Here is a 20,037-nt window from a genome sequence, read left to right on the forward strand (position 1 = left end):
TTAGTGGGGACCCTGGCGCCTGGCGCCGGGCCAGCAGGGTCTGGGAACTGGCGCCAGCATGGGCTCCCCCACTCGAGGCAGGCTCGGTCGGCGATCGACCCGTTCGGCCAGGGTCAGGCGTCCTCGTCCCGGCGGCCCGGTGCGCCCGGTGGGGACCGGTACGGCGCGGCGGCCCGCCAGAGCATGTCGTCGAGGCCGCGCAAATACCGTTCCGCGGGCAGCGGGCCGACGATGAGGTTCTGCACCACGTAACCCTGGACCAGCGACAACAACAGATGGCTTACCGCCTCGGCGTCGGCGTCTGGTGGCAGATGCCCCGCCTCACTGAAGCGCCGCGCGAGCCCCGCGAAGTCGGCGAGCATGCTCTCGTTCAGCTTCGCGACGACGGTGCGCAGTGCCGGGTCGCGCAGCGCCTCGCCCCAAACCTGGATCATTATGCGGCCGACGCCGCCGGGCGCGCGCAGCGGCTCCAGGCCGTGCACCAGGGTCGCGAACACCGCCGTCGGCGGCGGCGGCGGGTCCTCCTGGAGCACCGCGTTCACCAGCCCGCGGACCTGCGCGGTGGCGTCGGTCGCGATGGTGGCGATGAGTTCGTCCTTGCTCTTGAAGTACCGGTAGACGGCGCCTGCTGACAGACCGGACTCGGCGAAGACGTTCTGCATGGACGTCTGGTGGAACCCGTTGCGGGCGAAGCAGTTCCGCGCGGCGTCGATGATCTGTTGGCGCCGTGCGTCGAGGTGTTCCTGGCGGACTTTCGGCATGGGACCATCCTACGAGACCAAAAAAAACGAACGTTCTTCTTGCAATGCTCCAGCGAGCGAGTGCACGCTGGGGACATGGCTCGACTGGAGGGAAGCATGTCCCACATCCGCGCCTCGGACGGTCCCCGGCATGGGGCGTCCCGATCCGGCAACGCGCCCGCGGGGCCGACGAGCCCCCTCACGAGCGGGCTACCGCTCGTCGCGCTCGTGGTCGTCGGCATCGCGTGCCTTCAGGCCCTGATGCTCGTCCTGTTCTCGTGGCCCAACGCCCGGCTCGCGCCGCGTGACCTGCCCATCGCAGTCGCGGGCCCGCCGCAGGCGGTCGAACGCTTCGAGCGGGAACTCGAACGCTCCCGGCCCGGCGCCTTCACCCTGCATCGCGTCGCCGACGCGCAGGCCGCCCGGGAGCGCGTCCGCAATCGCGACGACTACGGTGCCGTCATCCTCGGCCCCGACGGTCCGTTCGTGCTGACTGCCTCGGCGGCCAGCACACCGGTCGCCCAGCTGCTGCCCCAGGTGGGCGCGGCGGCGAACGAGGGCCGCCCGGTCCCCGTGAACGACGTGGTGGCTGCTCCCTCAGGCGACCCCCGGGGAACCGGTCTTGGCACCGGCATGCTTCCCCTCATCCTGACGCCCATGGCCTGCGGCATCGTGCTGTCACTGGTGGTGCGCCGGCTGCGGTGGCGCGTCATGGGCGCCGCCGCGTTCTCCATCGTCGGCGGGCTCGCCTCCACCGGCCTCCTCCAGGGTTGGGTGGGCGCCCTCGACGGGCCCTACCTCACCAACGCGGGCGTCGCCGGGCTCATGATGCTGGCCATCAGCTGGACCGTGGTCGGACTGACCTCGGTGTTCGGCAAGGCGGGCATAGGAGTCGGAGCCCTGCTGATGTTCCTGGTGGGCAACCCCCTGTCCGGCATCACCTCGGCGCCGGAGATGCTGCCGCAGCCCTGGGGCACGCTCGGCCAGTATCTGCCGCCGGGAGCGGCGGGCAACCTGCTGCGCTCCACGGCCTTCTTCGACGGCAACGGAGCCGGCGGCCACCTCGCGGTGCTGCTGACCTGGATCCTGGGCGCGGCCCTGCTAGTCCTCACCAAGTGGCTACTCGAACGCCGCCGTCGGGCGGCCCAGGCCTGAGCCCACGCCGCCGCGCCGGGGGCCCCGCGCGGCGGCCGGGCCCGCCCCGACGGGCAGGTGGAAGATCACCTCACGCGTACGCCGCCGGACCGGCGGCGATCCCGCACAGGTTTCGAGTAGGCCAGCAAAGCGCCGGCGACTTCAGTAGCTTCACGACCGGCTGGTGCCCCTACCGAGCCCGCCTCAGGCGGCTACGACGACCAAGATCCGGGCCATTCACGGGCCAGTCTCGACGCCGCTTATAACTCGACGCCCGTTTCTCCTGGTCAGGACGGGCGCGACCCCTGTACCACCAGCAGACCAAGAACCTGTTGGTGTCGTACTCGCCGAAGGCGCAGGGGTTCTTCTAGGAGCCCACGAGAAGGGGCCTGAGCGGGTCGTCTACCCGCCAGGCCCCTTCCTTCGCCCCCTCGCGCAGGAGCCCACCGCGCGCGACGCCTCTTGGTTCGTCCCGGCGCGGTCCGACCTCACCGGATTGAGCATGTACGGGCTTGACCTGCCGGGAACGCCGCTAGATGTTCTCCAGTCCCAGCAGGGTGCGGCGCAGCGTCGCGGTGGACGTCTCCAGGGCCACCAGTGCCTCCAGTTGCGCGAGGAGGTCGCTGCTGACGCCCACCGCCGCGGCCGCTTCCGCGACCCGGGCGCGCTCCCCGGCCGCGTACTCGCCGTCGGCCGAGGACATCTGGATCGCGTGGTAGACGAGCGTCGGCCCGGCCACCCACGCGTAGTCGACCTGGATCGAGGCCGCGAGGGCGCCGAGATCGACCGGAGCGTGGTAGTCGAAGACGCGGTACTCCTCGACGATGGCCTCCGGTACGCCGAACCGACGCTGATGGTCGATCAGCCACCGGAGTTCCGACGGCGACACCTCGCCGTCGGAACCCGCGATGACCAACAACGCCTGGCCGTAGCGCCGAAGTGCCGTCGCGGTGACCTCGGCCATCCCGAACTGGGTACGCGCGAACTCGCTGAGCTTCACGGTGGGCACGGACATGGACGACTCCTCAAGCCTGCTCGGAACAGGAGTAGTACCTCACACGAACAGCGTCCAGGACCAGGCGGCCGCGTGCTGTCTCGTCACGCGGGGCGGCGGTGTGGATCTCCCGCCGCGCGGGCGCACCCGCACGCCGCTCACATCCGGACTGCTCAGGGAGGAACGCACGTGTCCAGAGAGGCGCCGGCCCGGGCCGGACGACGCGAGTGGATCGGGCTCGGGGTGCTGGCCCTGCCGACCATGGTGTTGTCGATGGACCTGTCCGTACTGCACCTGGCGGCGCCCAGCCTGAGCGCCGATCTCGCTCCCAGTGGCGGGCAGTTGCTGTGGATTCTGGACGTCTACGGGTTCCTCGTCGCGGGGTTCCTCATGACCATGGGCACGTTGGGCGACCGCATCGGCCGGCGCAGGCTGCTGCTCCTGGGCGCGGCGGCCTTCGCCGTCGCCTCGGCGGTGGCGGCGTTCGCCCCCAGCGCCGAACTGCTCATCCTGGCCCGCGTGTTGCTGGGTGTCGCCGGGTCCACGGTGATGCCCTCGACTCTGGCGCTGCTGGCCGGCATGTTCCGTGACCCGACTCAGCGCACCTTCACCTTCGCGTTCTGGATGACCTGCTTCACCGCGGGCGAGGCCATCGGCCCGCTGGTGGGCGGGGCCCTGCTCCAGCACTTCTGGTGGGGGTCGGTGTTCCTGATCGGCGTGCCCGTGATGGTGCTCCTGCTGGTCACCGGTCCGCTGCTGCTGCCCGAGCAGCGGGAGGAGAGCACCGGGCGCTTCGACGTGGTCGGCGCCCTGCTCTCGCTGACGGCCGTGTTGTCCGTGGTCTACGGCGCGAAGCGAACGGCGGCCTCGGGGCCGAGCCTGCCGGCGACGGCCTGGATCGTCGGCGGGCTCGCGGTGGGCGCGGTGTTCCTGCGCCAACAGCGCCGGGCAGAGCAGCCGTTGGTGGACCTCGGGTTGTTCCGGCGGCGCGCGTTCAGCGCGGGCCTGGCCACGCAGACCCTCGCCGTCGCCGCGATGGCCGGCTCGCAGCTCCTGGTCATCCAGTACCTCCAGGCGGTGCTCGGGCTCTCGCCGTTGGCCGCCGGGCTGTGGACGGTCCCCTCGGTGCTGTGCGGGATCGGCGCCACCCTCCTGGCCCCACGCCTGGTACGCCGGGTCCGCCCGGCCCTGGTGATCAGCGCGGGCCTGGGCATGGCGGCCGTGGGAGCCGTGCTGATCGCCTCGACCGTCACGCGGGAGAGCCTGGCCTGGACGGTGGTCAGCTTCACGGTCCTGTACACGGGCGTGACCCCGACGTTGGCCCTGACCACCGAGGCGATCGTGGGATCGGCGCCCCCCGAGCGAGCGGGGCTGGCCTCCGGGATCTCGCAGAGCGGCGCCGAGCTGGGCCTGGCCGGGGGGATGGCGTTCTTCGGCACCGTGGCCATGGTGGTCTACCAGGACCGGCTCGCGGAGGACATGCCCGACGGGCTCACCACCAGCGCGCGCGACGAGGCGCACGAGACGGTGGGTGGCGCCCTGGCCGTGGTCGAACGGCTGCCGGGCGAACTGGGCACGGCCCTGCGGGAGGCCGCGCGGCACGCGTTCGCCGGGGGGCTCCAGCTCGCCGCCGTACTCAGCGCCGTGGGTCTGACGTTGGCCGCGCTGCTGGCGGGGCTGTTCCTGCGGGACATGCCCGCCACCGGGGACCTCCCCGCCGAGGAGGGGCGCGAGGAGCCGCGCGGGAGCGCACGGGAGACGGAGGCCGCACGGGAGACGGAGACCGCGCGGCGGGTCGAGGAGACCGCGCTGCCCGGGGAGGCCGGGAGAGCGCCGGACGACACCCGGGGCGCGTCCGCCGCGAACTGACACCCCCACGCGGGCCCGGCCGCCACCCGGCGGTCGGGCCCGTCGTCGTGTCCGCTCCGGGAAGCCGGCTGGGGGTCGTAAGCGCGGAACCCGCAGCCGTGGACCGGGGTTGGCGCCCGTCACCCCGCGACGCGTTGACGCCCTCCTGGCCGGATGCCAGGCTCCCGTGCCAGCTGTGCGCCCCCTCCCCCGGCACCGCTCCCGGCCCGTTCCCGGGCGCCGGGGCCGCACCAGCGACGACCCGCGCTCGTCGACGACCCGTGAGAGGTGTCCATGGTGCACGACTTCGCCGCCGCGGCAGAGCGGTACCGGCTCGGCCGGCAGCTCGCCGACCAGCTAGGCGCCACCGGAGAACCGTCCACGTTCGAGCTCCTCGGCATGGAGTGGGAGCTCCTGCCCGGCGCGTACGCCCCACGCCAGGGCACCGGGACGGAGTGGTATACCAGCGCCATCCCCTACCCGCCAGGCGGCAACTTCCTGGAGGTCGGCTGCGGGGCGGGGGTCACCGCCGTCTGGGCCGCCCGGCACGGGTGCGCGCACGTCACCGCGACGGACATCACCGAGTCGGCGGTGGCCACCACGGTGCGCAACGTCGCCCGGCACGGGGTGGGCGACCGCGTGCGGGTGCTGCGCGGCGACGTGTTCTCCGGGCTCGACGAGAGCGCGCGGTTCGACACCGTCTTCTGGAACTGCAGCGTCCTGGAGGCGCCCCAGGAGTTCGAGTTCACCCGCGACGTCGACTGGGCCATCTTCGACCGTGGCTACCTGGCTCTCGGCCGCTACCTGAGTCAGGTGCGTTCCCGGCTGAACCCGGGCGGCCAGGCGCTGGTCACCTTCAACAGCCTCGGCGACGCGGACCGCCTGCGCGAGGTGGCCGACCAGGCGGGCACCTCCCTCAGGGAGCTCGGCCACGCCACCCGTCACCTGGTGGGCAACGACGTCACCTTCCGACTCCTGGAGATCCTGCCGAAGACGCGGTGACCGGGGCCAGGCCGTGGCGTCGGAGGCCGGCGCCCGAACGAGGAGGACACGTGCGCATCCTGTTCATCGCCCGGGGCAACCCGGCTTCCATCTTCGGTCTCGTCCCGTTGGCGACCTCCGCCCGCAACGCGGGTCACCAGGTCCTGATGACCTCGACCAGGAGCATGGCACCGGTCGTCGCGTCCGTCGGTCTGCCGGGCGTCGCCGTCTCCCCCTACACCGAGGACCACTTCGGCGCGCACGACCGCGACGGCGCTCCGCTGACGTTCCCCGCCGAGGGCGCCCGCGCGCAGCGGCTGTTCGCCGGCGGCTGGTACGGCAGACTCGCCGCCTCCGGTCTCGACGGGCTCCGGGAGGTGGCCGGCGACTGGCGTCCCGACCTCGTGGTGGGAGGCCGGCTCGACTACGCGGCTCCGATCCTCGCGGCCCACCTCGGTGTCCCCTTCGTACGCCAGGCCGTGGACATGGGCGAGTGGAGCGAGGTGGACGAGGGCGCGGCCGTCGAGCTGGCGGCCGAGCTGAAGGAGGTCGGGCTCGCCGGGCTGCCCGTACCCGACCTGGCCATCGAGGTGTACCCGCCGAGCCTGCGCCCCCGCCGGGCCACACCCGCGACGCTCATGCGGTGGCGGCCCGGCGGCGGCCAGCGCGAGGTGCGGCGCTGGATGTACACCAAGGGGCCGCGCCCCCGGATCTGCGTCACCCCGGGGAGCCGGGCGACCCCCGAGAGCCATCTGGAGTACGTGCGCTTCCTGGCCCGGGCGGTCAGCGCCCTGGACGTCGAACTCGTCCTCGCGGTGCCGGACGCGATGGCCCCGGCCCTGCGCGCGGACTTCCCCCGTGCGCACGTCGGGTGGGTGCCGTTGGACGTGGTGGCTCCCACCTGTGACGCGATCGTGCACCACGCGGGCGGGATGACGTCGCTGACCGCGCTCGACGCGGCGGTGCCCCAGCTGATCCTGCCGGAGGAGGACGCCACGTTCGAGCTGGGTCAGCGCGTCGCCGACTTCGGGGCGGCGGTGAACACCCCGCGCGCGGGTGCCACGGCCGAGGTCGTCCAGGAGGCGTGCGGGGACCTCCTCGGCCGGCCGCGCTATCGCCAGCGGGCAGCGGCCCTCGCCGCGGAGATCGCCTCGCTCACCCCGCCGCCCGCGCTGATACCCGCCCTCGAACAGCTGGTGGCCTGAGCGGCGGCGCCGGACCGACCACCCCACACGCCCGTTCCCTCCCGTCGACGCGGGACCGCCGCCGGCCGGCCCCGGCCCGGCCGGCCCGCGCGCCGCCCGCTTCGGGCGGGACGACGGCGGTGTCGTCGGCTGCCTCCGCGCGCCGCGTCGGAGCCCTCCCCCCTACGGCGACGCCGCGATCGCTACAGCAACATTTCGGCCTCATGGCGAAAGCCGAACAATGCTTGGTATGGCCATCTAGTACGGATCACACTGGCACTCGCCCCGTTCGAGGCACCGTTCCGTACCCGTTCGCCCGCAGAAAGCACCACCACACATGTACTCGACCTGTTCCTCCGGCACCGTCCCGGTGCGTCCCACGTGTGTGGTGAGGGGGCGGTCCGCACCATGCGCTACGTGATGCGCAAGGCGGGCGGCTGGCTCCTGATGATCGCCGTCGCGACCAACGCGACGTACTTCCTGGCGAGCTGGTTCCTGGACCCGCGCTCGAACTACCAGGAGCTGCGGCCCGCCCGCAGCGAGGAGCAGATCGGCCGGGCCCTCGCCCCGTACAACCTCGACCCCGGAGTGCCGCTGGTACAGCGGTGGTGGAACTGGCTCACCTCGGTGACCCTCGACTTCGACTGGGGCACGTCCCCCACCGGAGTCTCCGTCAACGGCGAGGTGGGCTACCGCGCCCTCGTCAGCGCCGAACTGGTCCTCGCGGCGACCGTCCTGTCGGTGGTGATCGGTGTCGCGCTCGCCGTCTACACCGCCACGCGCCAGTACGGCCTGGCCGACCGCGTCTCCCAGGCCGTGTCCATCGCGGTGTTCAACATACCGACGTCGGTGGCCGCGCTCGCCGTGGTCTTCGTCGCCATCTGGCTCAACCAGCACGCCGGGTTCGACTTCCTCTACGTCGCCGGGGAGAACTCACCCAACGTCGAGGGGCTGCTCCCCACGATCGGTGACCGCCTCCTCCATCTGATCCTGCCGACGCTGACGCTGACGCTGATGGGCTACGTGGGCTACCACCTGACGCAGCGCTCGCTGCTGCTCGACACGATCAACGCCGACTTCGTGCGCACGGCCCAGGCCACCGGCCTCACCCGTGCCCAGGCCGTCCGCAGGCACGCCCTGCGGGCCTCGCTGATCCCGACGGCGGCCTCCGTGGCGTTCAGCGTGCCCGCCATCTTCACCGGCGCCATCATCACCGAGACGATCTTCGGCTGGAACGGCATGGGCCGCTACGTCATCCAGACCATCAGCAAGAACGACGTGCACGGCACGGTCGCGGTCGCCGCGTTCGCCGCGGTGCTCACCGCGATCGGCGCGATCCTCGCGGACATCGCCACGGTCTTCCTCGACCCGAGAGTGCGGGTGAACTGACATGGCGACAGCAACCGACACCGTCGCCCCGACCGCACGCGCGCAGCTCGGCCGCGGCCGGCTCTACCTGCGCCGCTTCCTCCGCAACCGCCCCGCGGTCGGCGGGGTCGTGATCTTCGTACTGCTCGTGCTGTTCAGTCTCCTCGGCGACCTCTTCACGCCCTACGCCCACACCGACGCCGACTTCGCCGCGCTCACCCAGCCACCCAGCGACGTGCACTGGTTCGGCACCAACCAGGGCGGCAACGACATCTACGCCAGTGCGGTCCACGGCCTGCGGCGCTCGTTGGTGATCGCCGTGAGCGTGTCCGTCCTGACCATCGTCGTCGCCGCGGTCATCGGCTCCAGCGCCGCCTACTTCGGCGGCCGGGTGGAGCGGCTGACGCTCGCCGTCATCCACTTCCTGCTGATCGTCCCCTCGTTCCTCATCCTGGCCCTGGTCTCCAACCGGGTGGCCGGCGACTGGCGCGTCCTGATCCTCGTGCTGACCGTGTTCGGCTGGATGTCCACTGCCCGGATCGTGTGGTCCGTCTCGACCTCGCTGCGCGAACGGGACTACGTGACGGCGGCGGAGTTCATGGGAGTCAGCCCGTCGCGCATCATCGTGCGCCACATCATTCCCAACCTCGGCTCCCTGCTCATCGTCAACCTGACGCTCGGCGTCGTCGCGACCGTCCTCAGCGAGACCGCGCTGTCGTTCCTCGGGTTCGGCGTCCAGACCCCGGACGTCTCCCTGGGCACGATGCTCGCCGACGGGGCGACCACCGTCACCAGCGCCCCCTGGCTCTTCGCCTTCCCCGCGGGCCTGGTCGTCCTGCTCACCCTCTCGATGACCTTCATCGGCGACGGCCTGCGCGACGCCCTCGACCCCACCTCAGTGACCGGCGCGGCGGGAGGCCGACGATGACCCTCACCAGCCCCCTACAAGACGCCCCGCTCTCCCCCACCGACGCCACCCCGGTCCTCTCCGTACGGGACCTGCGGATCTCCTTCCCCTCCGAGGCCGGACCCGTCGAAGCGGTACGCGGCGTCAGCTTCGACCTGCTGCCGGGCCGCACCCTGGGCATCGTCGGCGAGTCCGGTTCGGGCAAGTCGGCCACCGCGATGGGCGTCATGGGCCTGCTGCCACCCAGCGCCGAGCTGCGCGGGCAGGTCCTGCTCGGCGGCCAGGACCTGGTCGGCCTCGACGACCGGGCGCTGTCGCGGGTGCGGGGCAAGTCCATCGGCATGGTCTTCCAGGACCCGCTGTCCGCGCTCACCCCCATCTTCTCCGTGGGCAGACTGCTCACCGACGCGCTACGGGTCCACCAGGACCTGTCCAGGAAGGCCGCCTGGGAACAGGCCGTCGAACTGCTCGACCTCGTCGGCATCCCCGACCCGCGCAACCGCGCCTCGGCCTTCCCCCACGAGTTCTCCGGCGGCATGCGCCAGCGCGTGGTCATCGCCATGGCGATCGCCAACCGGCCCAGCGTGCTGGTGGCCGACGAACCCACCACCGCGCTCGACGTCACCGTGCAGGCGCAGATCCTCGACGTGCTCCGCCTGGCGCAGCGGGAGACCGGCGCCGGGCTCGTCCTGATCACCCACGACCTCGGGGTGGTGGCCGGCCACGCGGACGATGTCGCCGTGATGTACGCGGGTCGCCTGGTGGAGAAGACGGACGTGCGCGAGCTGTTCCGGCGGCCGACGATGCCCTACACCGCTCGGCTCCTGGCCGCGGTGCCGACCGTGGACGGCGGGGTCCGTCGCCCCCTCGTGCCGATCGGCGGGGAGCCACCCGCGCTGTCCGACCTGCCGGCCGGCTGCCCCTTCGCGAGCCGGTGCGCCGTCGCGCTCGACGCCTGCCGCGCCGAGGAACCGGAGCTACGCCAGATCACCGGGCACGGGGACGTGGCCTGCCTGCGCGCGGCCGAGATCGCCGACGGCACGCTCGACCCCGCCGGGGAGGTGGCGCCCGACGGCCGGGAGGCGGGCGCGAGCCATGCCACGAGCGGCGACGTGGTGCTCCGCGTCGAGGACCTCGTCAAGACCTTCCCCGTGACCAAGGGCGCGTTCATCAAGCGCCGGGTGGGCACGCTGCACGCGGTCAACAAGGTCAGTTTCGAGCTGCGGGCCGGCGAGACACTGGGCCTGGTCGGCGAGTCGGGCAGTGGGAAGACGACGACGCTGATGGAGATCCTGCGGCTCCAGCGGCCCGAGGGCGGCCGGATCGAGATCGCGGGGCACGAGGTCGGGACGGCGACCGGCAAGGACGCCGGTGTCACGGTCGACACCACCACCTCCGGCTCCCGCGACCGGGCGCGTACTCTGCGGCACGACGTGCAGATCGTCATGCAGGACCCGCTGGGCGCCCTGGACCCCCGCCTGCCCGTCTACCACCTGCTCGCCGAACCCCTGCGGGCCGTCGGCCGTGATCGCGACGCGATCCGCTCCCGCGTGGACGAACTCCTCACGCTCGTCGGCCTCGACCCCGCGGTGAGCGACCGCTTCCCCGCCGCGCTCTCGGGAGGCCAACGCCAACGCGTCGGCATCGCCCGCGCCCTGGCCACGGACCCGAAGCTGCTCGCCCTCGACGAACCGCTCTCCGCCCTGGACGTGTCCGTACAGGCCGGGGTGATCAACCTGCTGGGCCGGCTCAAGCGCGAGCTGGGACTCGCCTACCTCATGGTCGCCCACGATCTGGCCGTGGTCCGCTACATCTGCGACCGCATCGCGGTGATGTACCTGGGGCACGTCGTCGAGACCGGCGACACGGAGACCCTCTTCGCCGACCCGAAGCACCCCTACACCCGGGCGCTGCTGTCGGCGATCCCGATTCCCGACCCGGAACGCGAACGCACCCGCGAGCGGATCGTCCTGCGGGGCGAGCAGCCGAGCGCCACGAACCTGCCGCGCGGCTGCGTGTTCATCGACCGCTGCCCGTTGTACCGCCTCGCCGACGAGGACGTCCGCGAGCGCTGCCGCACCGAGCACCCCTCGCTCGGGCCGGCCACGGGAGCCCCGGGTCACGCGTACGCCTGTCACGCGGCGTGAGCGGGGCCTCGGGCCCCGCGACACACGACACACGACAACCAACCAACACCCCGTTCACCCTCGTCACCCAACACAAGGACGCTTTCCCATGCGCGCAAGACTGGCCCTGCCCGTCGCCCTCATCGCAGCCATCTCCGTCACCGCCACCGCGTGCCAGTCCTCGTCCGGTGACGGCGGCTCGGGCTCGAACGGGAAGGACACCCCGTCCGTCGCCTCGGGGGCCGCCGACTACAACCCGACACCGTACGAGAAGCTCAGGGACGGCGGGACGTACACGACGGTGGGGACCTTCGACGACCAGGGCAACCCGTTCAACGTCAACGGCACCCTGACCGCCTCCCGGGTGTGGGCCTGGTACAACGCGAACGCGATCACCTACTCCCCCACCGGTGAGGTGCGGTACAACCCCGACTACTACAGCGACGTCAAGGTCTCCGTCGAGGGTGGCAAGCAGAAGGTCGTCCTGACCATCAACGAGAAGGCCACCTTCAACGACGGAACGCCGATCGACTGGAAGACGATCCAGGCCACCTGGCAGGCCAACAACGGCTCCAACAAGGACTTCGCGGCCTCGTCGACCGACGGCTACGACCAGATCACCGACGTCGCGCGGGGCGAGGACGACAAGCAGGCCGTCATCACCTTCAAGAAGAGCTACCCCTTCTGGACGACCCTCTTCTCCACGTTCCTGCACCCGAAGGCCGCGACGGTCGACAACTTCAACAACGCGTACGTGAAGAAGGCGCACCCGGAGTGGGGCGCGGGCCCGTACACGGTAGGCAAGTGGGACACCCACTCGGGCAACATCACCTTCGTCCGCAACGCGAAGTGGTGGGGCAAGAAGGGCAAGCTCGACAAGCGTGTGTACGTGAACCTGGAGTCGGACGCGGGCATCAACGCCTTCAAGAACGGCCAGCTCGACTACGTCTCCGCGGTCACCGCCGAGAGCCTGAAGCAGGTCAAGGGGCTGGACGGCACCGAGATCCGCAGCGGCGGCAGCCCGTTCGAGTACTCGCTCCACTTCAACACCAAGTCGCCGGTCCTGGGTGACAAGGTGGTGCGCAAGGCGATCCAGGAGAGCATCGACCGCACCCAGATCGCCAAGATCCAGTTCCAGGGCCTGGACTACAAGGAGCCGCTGCCCGGCTCCGCCGTGCTCTACAGCTTCCAGAAGGGCTACCAGGACAACGTCTCAGCCGTGTTGAAGTACGGGCCCGACCAGGCGAAGAAGGACCTCGACGCGGCGGGCTGGAAGCCCGGGGGCGACGGGGTTCGCGAGAAGGACGGCAAGAAGCTCGAAGTCGGGTACACGCTGCTGGGCAGTGGTCCGCTGGACAAGGCGACCGCCGGCGCGCTGACCGCGATGCTCAAGCCGATCGGCGTGCGCCTGAGGATCGAGAAGGCCGCCCAGGCGGACTTCGCCAGCGTCCTCAACGAGCGCAAGTTCGATCTGATCCTCTCGGGCAACCGCTCCATGGACCCCTTCGGAATCCGGTACCTGTGCGACACCTACTGCTCGGACCGTGAGTCCAACCTCACCGGGGCCGGGTCGCCACAGCTGGACAAGGAGATCCGCGCCGCGGCCGACATCGCCGACCTGGACCAGCAGACGGCGCAGGTGAACAAGGTCGAGCAGAAGGCACTCCAGGAGTACGCCCAGCTCCCCCTCTTCAGCGGCCCCTCCACGTACAGCGTCAAGAAGGGCCTGGCCAACGTGGGCGCGACCATCTTCCACAACCCGCTGCCGGAGACCGTGGGCTGGGAGAAGTAGCCCGCCCGGCCCTACCGTCCCAGCCGACGAGCGGGGCGCCGGCGCGCTCGCGCGCGTCGAGGTGGTGGTGTCCGCCGGGTCCTCGGCGGTCACCACCACCGGGTGTCGCGGCACCCGGCGCCACCGGCGCCGGGTGTGCCCCCACCGCCCCCACCGCTCCGCCCTCGGGTTGGTCGCGGTCAGCCGAACAGCCGCGAGCCGAGCGGGTGTTGGTGGTCGAAGCCGGGGAGGATTAGGAAGCTCGCGCTGGCGGTGGTGGTGGTGAAGGGCAGCAGGGCGTCGGAGGTGTCCATGTGGGTGAGGGTGGCGGTGAAGGTCCGCAGGTCGTTCTGGAAGCTGATGAAGAGCAGGCCGGGGGCGGGCTGGTCGGTGCTGTAGGAGCGGCGGAGCATGAGTCCGACGCCGACCACGGTGGCGTGGGCCCTGCGCGCGTGGGCGTTCGCGGGGACGAGGTAGCGCCCGTCGGGTGTCTTGGCACCGAGCCTGGGGCCCGCGGCGGGCGTGCCGCCGGAGAGGGGGGCGCCGCTGGCCCGGCGGCGCCCGAAGACCGCCTCCTGCTCGGCCACGGTCAGGGCGGCGAACCGGGGCAGGTCGAGTTCCATGCGTCGTACGACGGCCAGGGTGCCACCGGCGACCCCGGCGGGCCCCGCCAGCCACAGGTCGCGTCGTTGTTCGGCGGGTGTGTGCGGACCGACGATGCCGTCGATGAAGCCGAGCGGGTTGCGTGGCGCGGTGAGACCGTCGCCGACGGGCACGTTCGCGCCGCGTCGCGCGGACTGGCGCCAGCGTTCGCGGAGGCGGTCACCCGCCTGGTCCAGGAGCGCGGCGGCGACGACCGGCAGCAGCAGCGCGTCGCTGGCACAGATCTGGAGCAGCAGGTCGCCACCGCTGGCCTGTGGGGCGATGCGCTCGTGGGAGAAGCGCGGGAGCCCGGTCGCGCCGGGCAGTGCGGCGTCGGCCGCGCGTACCAGTCGGGGACCCACCCCCACGGTCACGGTGAGGTCGCCCGGCACCAGGCCCAGCAGTCGCGGGTCGGTGCCCGCCGTGAGGGTGCGGACGGCCTGGCCGAGGTCGGCCAGCAGCGGACCGGGAGCCACGGTGGCGCCGAGGTCGGCCACCACGGCGAGCAGGTGGGGCTGGGCCGGCTGGGGAAGCGTGATGCCCGCCTGGTGGCGGCCCGTCGCGGACACCGGCGCCGGCGGGGCCGGCGACGTGGCGGCGGGGCGATCGGACCGGTCGGGGTCCGACGTGCACCCGGCGGTCAGGCCGGCGGCCATCATGGCGCCGGTGACGTCCAGGAACGTACGGCGTGAGGGGGGACGGTCGGCTCGGCGCATGGCGTGCAGAGTGCCACACCCGCACGACCCGCGTGGATCAACTTGGTGATTCTGGCGTGGAATTGGGCACCGTGCCAGACTGGGATCATGCCTCGATCAGCTTTTCGTGTGGTGGCGGCGGCAGTGGGCGCGCTGACACTCGTGGCCGGCTGCGGCGGCGGTGACGGCGACGGCGCGTCGGATGACGGCCGACGACCGGCCGGTGCGCGGGTGACCATCCGGGTGCCCACCGACGCCCCGACGATCACGTCCGCGGTGTCCCTGGCCCACCCCGGTGACCTGGTGCTGGTCGCACCGGGGACCTACCACGAGTCGGTGCGGATCGACACGGCCCGTCTCACCCTGCGCGGTGCCTCGCGGGACGGGGTGGTGATCGACGGGCGGTTGCGACAGTCCAACGGCGTCGTCGTCTCGGCGCCCGGGGTGGCCGTGGAGAACCTGACCGTGCGGAACAACACGCAGAACGGGGTCCTGGTCACCGGTTCGGCGAAGGCCGCCGCCGGACTGCCCGGGGCCGAGGGCGGCTACGACACCGGCGACGAGCCCGTCACGTTCCTGAAGTCGTTCCTGGTCTCCCACGTGACCGCGACCCGCAACGGCCTGTACGGCATCTACGCCTTCTCCGCCCAGAACGGTGTCATCGCGCACAGCTACGCGTCGGGGGGCGCCGACTCGGGGATCTACGTCGGCCAGTGCAAGCCCTGCAACATCGTGGTGCGGGACAACGTCGCCGAGCTCAACGCCGTCGGCTTCGAGGGCACCAACGCCAGCGAGAACATGTACGTGGTCCGCAACCGCCTGGTCGGCAACCGGGTCGGCCTGACCACCAACTCCAACCACCAGGAGAAGCTGCTCCCCCAGCGGGGTTCCGTCATCGCGGGCAACCTGATCGCCGCCAACCAGCAGGCGGCCACCCCGCAACAGGCCGACGGCGGATGGGGCATCGGCATCGGCATCGACGGCGGCAGCGACAACCGGTTCGTCCGCAACCGCGTCGCGGGCCACCGCAACGCCGGTCTGGTGCTCACCGCGACCGCCGACATCCCCGTGCTCGGCAACCAGATCGTGGACAACACGTTCACCGGCAACGGCATCGACGTCGGCTGGACGTTCCCCACCACCACACCGCGCCGGGGCAACTGCCTGCGCGGCAACGACCTGCGCAGCACCGTGCCCGCCCGGCTCGCGACCACCTCGGCCTGCCCGGTGCCGGCCGGGACCGCGTCGCCGGAGGGCACCTGGGCGGCGCCGACGGCGCCCGGCGGCATCCCGTTCAACGAGGTGGCGACGCCCGCGCCGCAGCCTGGGTTCCCCGACGCCACCACCACGGGCGCCACCGTCGTTCCGCCGGTCCCGGCCCTGCCGAGGACGGCGGACGTGCGGCTGCCGCCGGTGTCCCTGCTCGCCGCGCACGCGCGGGTGCGGGTGCCGTGAGCGGCGGCTACCGGGGCGGGGCTGTCGCGGGAGCCGGCCTGAGCGGCACGTAGGTGTGGGTGTCGAAGTCGAGGACCACCGGTTCCGGCTGGGAGCCCACGCTGACGCGGACCCGGTACATGGTGCCGTCGGAGCCGATCCAGTAGCGCACGGTGCCCGCCGTCCCGGAGCGGTCGGGGGCGGCCGGTCCGGTCATGACGTCCACCCGTCGCCCGTCCACCCGGTCCCGCCCGTGCCAGGCGGCACCGTTCTGGGGCAGCAGTTCGGCGTTGTCCGGCCGGTCTCCGCCGAGGCCGAGCGCGATGGACAGGGAAGTGTCCAGCGCGCTGCCCGCCGCCAGCAGCGGCCGGTCCGACCAGCCCGAAGCGGGTGGTGAGGCGGGCGCGTGCGTCGGGGCGTCCGCCATCGGGTGGACGCGCACCGACGTGGGTGTCCACTGGATCAGCCCGTCGCTGGACGTGTCGCGCCCGGTGCCGTGCACCACGCCGTAGCCGACCTTGCGCCGGTAGTCGACGGAGCCGGTGACGGTCAGTCCGCCGTGGGCACCCGGCACGGCGATCGTGACCGCGCGGCCCCGCGCCTGGAAGTTGCGAAAGCGCGTGATCGCGAGCCGGCTCGCCTCCTCCGATGTCAGCGAGCGCGGCCCGTCGGTGTCGGAATCGCCGTCGGTGACCAGGAGCACGGTGGCCGCCGTGGCCAGGACGGCCACTCCGACGGTCGCCATGACGATGGCGGCCCGGCGCGACCGTGGCCATCGACGGCGGCCGGCCCGGCGACCCGGTGGGACCTGTCGGGTTCGCACGCCGCGCACGCGATTCGACGCTGACACTTGGCGGTTCTTCCTCTCACTCACCACATCGTCCGGCCGCCACGGGGGTCGCGGCGGCGCTCGACGGTCCACTGACAGACGACGCCTCGGCCGGCCCGGGGTGGGCCGGCCGAGGCGTGATCGGCCCCGTCCGCGTCGTTCGGACCGCGGCCGGGCCGATCACCGTGACACGTGCGTTCAGTGCTGTCGGGCCCGACGGTTGCGGGTCACGAACGCGATGACCATGCCCGATCCCACCAGCAGGCCTACGGCGCCGATCAGCGCCGCCATTCCGGCCGCGCCGGTGTTCGCCAGCGAGCCCCCGCCGTCACCGTCCGGGGCGGGCTGGTTGCCTCCACCGTCCGGACCCGGGTTGTTGCCGGGCGGCGCGGGTGGCACGGAACCCGCCGGCGGGGTCGGAGCCGGAGCGGGCGCCGACGTCGCGGTCGCGGTGGGTGTCGGCGCGGGAGTCGACGTAGCGGTGGGTGTGGGTGTGGCAGTCGTGGTGGCTGTCGGGGTCGGGGACGGCTTGTCCTTCGGGATGTACACACCGGCGTCGATGGTGTGGTCCACCCCGCCCGGCTTGTCCGGTGCGGTGACGGGCGCGATCCCGTCGCACAACGGCCCGGTCTTCGGCGGGGTCACATTGGAGTCGTGCGCACGGTTGGCGCCGGCCCGTGGGAGCGTGAACCGCAGCTTGTCCGCGCTGGGTTGCTCGGGCACCTGGCTGGTGTCCGCGGTACACACGTTGAAGCGCACCGTGTACTTCGCACCCGGCGTGAGCTCGTACTCGGCGCCGACACCTCCGAAGTAGTACTCGCCGGCCGCGTCGGTCTTGGTCGTGGCGACCTGTTTGCCGTCCGCGTCCAGCAGGTCGATCGTCGCCTCCGGCAGCAGGACGTGGCCCGCGTCCTGGATGCCGTTGTGGTCACCGTCGAACCACACGACGTTGCCGATCTGGATCGGCGCGTTCGCCGCCGCGTACGCGATGTCACCGAGGCCGCCGGCCTTGCCGAAGCCACCCTGGGTCCCGCTGACGAACTGGAACCCGTTGGTGTCGGGGCTGTTGCCCGGCCCCTGACCGGTCGTGATGTCGAAGTAGCCGGTGCCCGAGGTCGCGACCTCGCGGACCGGGTCGAACTCCGTGCTGGCGACCCACTGTTGCTGCGGGATGTAGGCCACCGCTCCCAGGGCGGTCTCCTGGTGCGCGGTGGCGTAGAAGTCACCCGGGAAGTACTCGACGACACCGGCGGGTTGGCCGCCGCTGTTGGCGGGGGTGGCGTGGTTGGGGCAGCTGCCGGTGCCCTCCCACTGGTACTCACCGGTGGGGGTAACGCAGACCATGGTGATGTCGCCGCCGGACATGCCGTTCTCCGGCGTGTCGTTGCCCGGTCGCGGGTCCAGCCCTCCCCAGCCGAGCACGTCCATGAACCGGTCGCGGAAGCCCAGAATGATCGAGCCCTCGCGGGTGAACGCGAGGGAGGACAGCTCCGGCTGCGGGTCGATGAAGACGTTGCCCGACTTCCGGTCGTCCCACGTGTCCAGGCTGGTGTTCCACGGGTTCCAGTGGGTGGCCCTGTCCCCGGTACCGAAGACGCTGCCGCGCTCGGCGGTGAGCGGGTGGCTCAGCACCTTGGTGAACCGCTTGCCGTCATAGGTGGAGACGACGGCCTTCAGGTCCGCGCGCTTCCCCGTGCTCTCCGCGCTGCACACGCCGCCGACGTACAGCGTGTTGTTGTGCGTCTGGAGACCGAACGGCCGCCAGTCGTCGCGGCTGGCGCACCCCGGATCCGGGATCGGGACCGTCGCCTTGGGCTTGGTGGCGGTGGCCCCCGTGGCGTCGAAGCTCACCAGGTCGCGGGTCCGCAGGTTCACGGCGTACAGCGTGGAGCCGTCGGCCGACAGGGCCAGACCGCCGACGCTCTCCTTGCCCGGTGCCTCGGTGAACCCGGCGTCCTTGATCATGTTGGCGCTGTCGTGCCGTGTCACCGCGGCGTTGGGCACCTGCGCGAAGAGCTTCGGCGCACCCGAGCCGTTGACCGGCACCGTGTAGATCGCGCCACCGCCCTGCGGCCCGTACGCGGCGTAGCGGCGGGCGAACGCGCTCTGGAACAGCCGGCTTTGGCGCGTGTCGTACGCCAGCCCGAACGTCGTGCCCACCTGGTCCTGGGTGGCCAGGGTGGTTGGGCACGCCACGTTGGTGGGGCACGTGCCGCGGTCCTTCGTCCCGAACGCCACCAGTGCCCGTTGGTCGCCCCCGTTGGCACCGTTGTGGACCGGCACGAAGTACCGCGAGTCCGGCAGGGCGTAGTCGGCGGGGTCCCACACGCCCGTCACCACCGAGGCGTCCTTGCCCTCCGACAGGTCCACGAACGACGTGAAGCTGTCGAAGTGGTTCTCCGCCGTCGAGGCGGGCGCCGCCCGCAGGTAGCCGTTGTAGGGCGCCGGCACGCTGACGTCGACGCGGTACCGGCCGCCCTTCAGCTCCGTGGACCCCGACACCACGACCTTGCCCGTGGCGTCCGTGACGCCGGTGACCTTGTGCCCGGCGGAGTCGGAGACCTCCACCTTGATACCCCGCTGCGGCACGTCCATCGTCGCGTTGATCACGCCGGTGCCGAAGAAGTCGCGCAGCACCTCAACCGTCAGTGTGCCGTCAGTGGTGGAGGCGGCGGCCGATCCGACCGTCGCCCCTACGGCGCCGCCTGCCAGTAGAAGAACAGACAACCCGATGCGCGCCGACGACTCCGTAAGTCTCCGGGTTAACCGGCGCGAGTCTCTGCCGACTCGGTTCATGGCATCACACTCCACACTTCTCTTGTCGTGAAAACGAGGCACCCACTTCTCGCCACACGTCCACTTCGTGACCTCGGGCGGACGGTGGTCGCGAACGTCACCGAAGAAAAAAGGGCCCACCGACGCCGCGGGGACCACTTCGTGATGATCGCATGAGGGTATTGCGGGTGATATGTAATGGCCGTGGGTCGGGAAAAGCAAACGCACGTGCGCGACCTCGGGCAGGATCGCCCTGGATCGCGTGTCCTGGCAGCTCAGTCACGGCGCCCCCACCCCCGGCCCACTGGCCGCCATCGCGGGCGGCGCGCGATATCCTAGCGGCTGAAGTCTCGCCGTCACCAGCGAATCCCCTCGCATTCATCGGGATCCGCGAAAGCGCCCGAGGACGCGGAGAATAGCGCTCGGAAGAATGTGCGAGGGCGCGGCGCCGGCCGAATCCCCCCGTCGACCCCGTACCGCCAAGATGGCGCGTCAGAGGCGTGATCGCCCCATGGGGCGGTAGGTCGTCGAGATCGCTCCGATGCGCGCGCTGCCCGAATAGCGGGGCACGACAACTGGTATGCGGATCGACGCGCCAGGAGTCGCCAC

The 20,037-nt window shown here is 71.7% G+C and carries 14 protein-coding genes; 9 read left to right on the forward strand and 5 right to left on the reverse strand.

Translation table 11 applies throughout. The features are described from left to right. Positions 1 to 113: 113 nt before the first annotated feature. On the reverse strand, positions 114 to 761 hold the full coding sequence (locus ACFVFR_RS08645; protein WP_383698965.1) for a TetR/AcrR family transcriptional regulator: 648 nt from the start codon (positions 759 to 761) through the stop codon (positions 114 to 116). Between the two features lie 75 nt (positions 762 to 836). On the opposite strand from ACFVFR_RS08645, the gene ACFVFR_RS08650 reads away from it, so the two are divergent. Continuing rightward, positions 837 to 1,895: an ABC transporter permease gene (locus ACFVFR_RS08650; RefSeq protein ID WP_383698966.1), complete on the forward strand. Its 1,059-nt coding sequence runs from the start codon at positions 837 to 839 to the stop codon at positions 1,893 to 1,895. A gap of 511 nt (positions 1,896 to 2,406) precedes the next feature. On the opposite strand, the gene ACFVFR_RS08655 is transcribed toward ACFVFR_RS08650, so the two are convergent. Further along, on the reverse strand, positions 2,407 to 2,889 hold the full coding sequence (locus ACFVFR_RS08655; RefSeq protein ID WP_383698967.1) for a hypothetical protein: 483 nt from the start codon (positions 2,887 to 2,889) through the stop codon (positions 2,407 to 2,409). Between the two features lie 168 nt (positions 2,890 to 3,057). Between ACFVFR_RS08655 and ACFVFR_RS08660 the strand changes: the two genes are divergently transcribed. The 7 genes from ACFVFR_RS08660 to ACFVFR_RS08690 all read left to right on the forward strand — a co-directional run bounded on the left by ACFVFR_RS08660 (position 3,058) and on the right by ACFVFR_RS08690 (position 13,074). Beyond that, positions 3,058 to 4,737, forward strand: a complete 1,680-nt coding sequence (locus tag ACFVFR_RS08660) for an MFS transporter (protein WP_383698968.1) — start codon at positions 3,058 to 3,060, stop codon at positions 4,735 to 4,737. A 273-nt stretch (positions 4,738 to 5,010) separates the two neighbouring features. Then, positions 5,011 to 5,718, forward strand: coding sequence for a methyltransferase domain-containing protein (locus tag ACFVFR_RS08665; RefSeq protein WP_383698969.1), 708 nt, complete (start codon positions 5,011 to 5,013; stop codon positions 5,716 to 5,718). Positions 5,719 to 5,768: 50 nt separating this feature from the next. Beyond that, positions 5,769 to 6,902 (forward strand): nucleotide disphospho-sugar-binding domain-containing protein, encoded by a 1,134-nt coding sequence (locus tag ACFVFR_RS08670; RefSeq protein WP_383698970.1) that lies wholly within the window; start codon positions 5,769 to 5,771, stop codon positions 6,900 to 6,902. A gap of 387 nt (positions 6,903 to 7,289) precedes the next feature. After that, positions 7,290 to 8,270, forward strand: a complete 981-nt coding sequence (locus tag ACFVFR_RS08675) for an ABC transporter permease (protein ID WP_383698971.1) — start codon at positions 7,290 to 7,292, stop codon at positions 8,268 to 8,270. A gap of 1 nt (position 8,271) precedes the next feature. Further along, complete coding sequence (locus ACFVFR_RS08680) at positions 8,272 to 9,177, forward strand: ABC transporter permease (protein ID WP_383698972.1); 906 nt, start codon at positions 8,272 to 8,274, stop codon at positions 9,175 to 9,177. Further along, positions 9,174 to 11,303, forward strand: a complete 2,130-nt coding sequence (locus ACFVFR_RS08685) for a dipeptide ABC transporter ATP-binding protein (RefSeq protein WP_383698973.1) — start codon at positions 9,174 to 9,176, stop codon at positions 11,301 to 11,303. Before ACFVFR_RS08680 ends, ACFVFR_RS08685 begins: the two co-directional genes overlap by 4 nt. A gap of 88 nt (positions 11,304 to 11,391) precedes the next feature. Further along, positions 11,392 to 13,074 carry an ABC transporter family substrate-binding protein gene (locus ACFVFR_RS08690; protein WP_383698974.1) on the forward strand — a complete coding sequence of 561 codons (1,683 nt, stop codon included), beginning with the start codon at positions 11,392 to 11,394 and terminating at the stop codon, positions 13,072 to 13,074. A 179-nt stretch (positions 13,075 to 13,253) separates the two neighbouring features. Here the strand turns inward: ACFVFR_RS08690 and ACFVFR_RS08695 are convergent, their stop codons facing one another. Further along, entirely contained in the window at positions 13,254 to 14,411 is a 1,158-nt protein-coding gene (locus ACFVFR_RS08695) for a Dyp-type peroxidase (protein WP_383698975.1), read from the reverse strand. 87 nt (positions 14,412 to 14,498) lie between these two features. Between ACFVFR_RS08695 and ACFVFR_RS08700 the strand changes: the two genes are divergently transcribed. Continuing rightward, complete coding sequence (locus ACFVFR_RS08700; RefSeq protein WP_383698976.1) at positions 14,499 to 15,845, forward strand: nitrous oxide reductase family maturation protein NosD; 1,347 nt, start codon at positions 14,499 to 14,501, stop codon at positions 15,843 to 15,845. 7 nt (positions 15,846 to 15,852) lie between these two features. On the opposite strand, the gene ACFVFR_RS08705 is transcribed toward ACFVFR_RS08700, so the two are convergent. Then, positions 15,853 to 16,569: a hypothetical protein gene (locus ACFVFR_RS08705; RefSeq protein WP_383698977.1), complete on the reverse strand. Its 717-nt coding sequence runs from the start codon at positions 16,567 to 16,569 to the stop codon at positions 15,853 to 15,855. Positions 16,570 to 16,851: 282 nt separating this feature from the next. Continuing rightward, a complete protein-coding gene (locus tag ACFVFR_RS08710; RefSeq protein WP_383698978.1) occupies positions 16,852 to 19,449 on the reverse strand; it encodes an SdrD B-like domain-containing protein in 2,598 nt (865 codons plus the stop codon). Between the last annotated feature and the right edge of the window lie 588 nt (positions 19,450 to 20,037).

Source organism: Streptomyces sp. NPDC057702, from assembly GCF_042799315.1.
Taxonomy (GTDB): Bacteria; Actinomycetota; Actinomycetes; order Streptomycetales; family Streptomycetaceae; genus Streptomyces.

What these genes read in the sequence shown, in the direction of transcription:
- ACFVFR_RS08650 (WP_383698966.1), top strand. Translation starts at nt 837, where the DNA reads ATGGCTCGACTGGAGGGAAGCATGTCCCACATCCGCGCCTCGGACGGT.
- ACFVFR_RS08710 (WP_383698978.1), bottom strand. Translation starts at nt 19,449, where the DNA reads ATGAACCGAGTCGGCAGAGACTCGCGCCGGTTAACCCGGAGACTTACG.
- ACFVFR_RS08675 (WP_383698971.1), top strand. Translation starts at nt 7,290, where the DNA reads ATGCGCTACGTGATGCGCAAGGCGGGCGGCTGGCTCCTGATGATCGCC.
- ACFVFR_RS08685 (WP_383698973.1), top strand. Translation starts at nt 9,174, where the DNA reads ATGACCCTCACCAGCCCCCTACAAGACGCCCCGCTCTCCCCCACCGAC.
- ACFVFR_RS08700 (WP_383698976.1), top strand. Translation starts at nt 14,499, where the DNA reads ATGCCTCGATCAGCTTTTCGTGTGGTGGCGGCGGCAGTGGGCGCGCTG.
- ACFVFR_RS08645 (WP_383698965.1), bottom strand. Translation starts at nt 761, where the DNA reads ATGCCGAAAGTCCGCCAGGAACACCTCGACGCACGGCGCCAACAGATC.
- ACFVFR_RS08680 (WP_383698972.1), top strand. Translation starts at nt 8,272, where the DNA reads ATGGCGACAGCAACCGACACCGTCGCCCCGACCGCACGCGCGCAGCTC.
- ACFVFR_RS08655 (WP_383698967.1), bottom strand. Translation starts at nt 2,889, where the DNA reads ATGTCCGTGCCCACCGTGAAGCTCAGCGAGTTCGCGCGTACCCAGTTC.
- ACFVFR_RS08665 (WP_383698969.1), top strand. Translation starts at nt 5,011, where the DNA reads ATGGTGCACGACTTCGCCGCCGCGGCAGAGCGGTACCGGCTCGGCCGG.
- ACFVFR_RS08705 (WP_383698977.1), bottom strand. Translation starts at nt 16,569, where the DNA reads ATGGCGACCGTCGGAGTGGCCGTCCTGGCCACGGCGGCCACCGTGCTC.
- ACFVFR_RS08690 (WP_383698974.1), top strand. Translation starts at nt 11,392, where the DNA reads ATGCGCGCAAGACTGGCCCTGCCCGTCGCCCTCATCGCAGCCATCTCC.
- ACFVFR_RS08695 (WP_383698975.1), bottom strand. Translation starts at nt 14,411, where the DNA reads ATGCGCCGAGCCGACCGTCCCCCCTCACGCCGTACGTTCCTGGACGTC.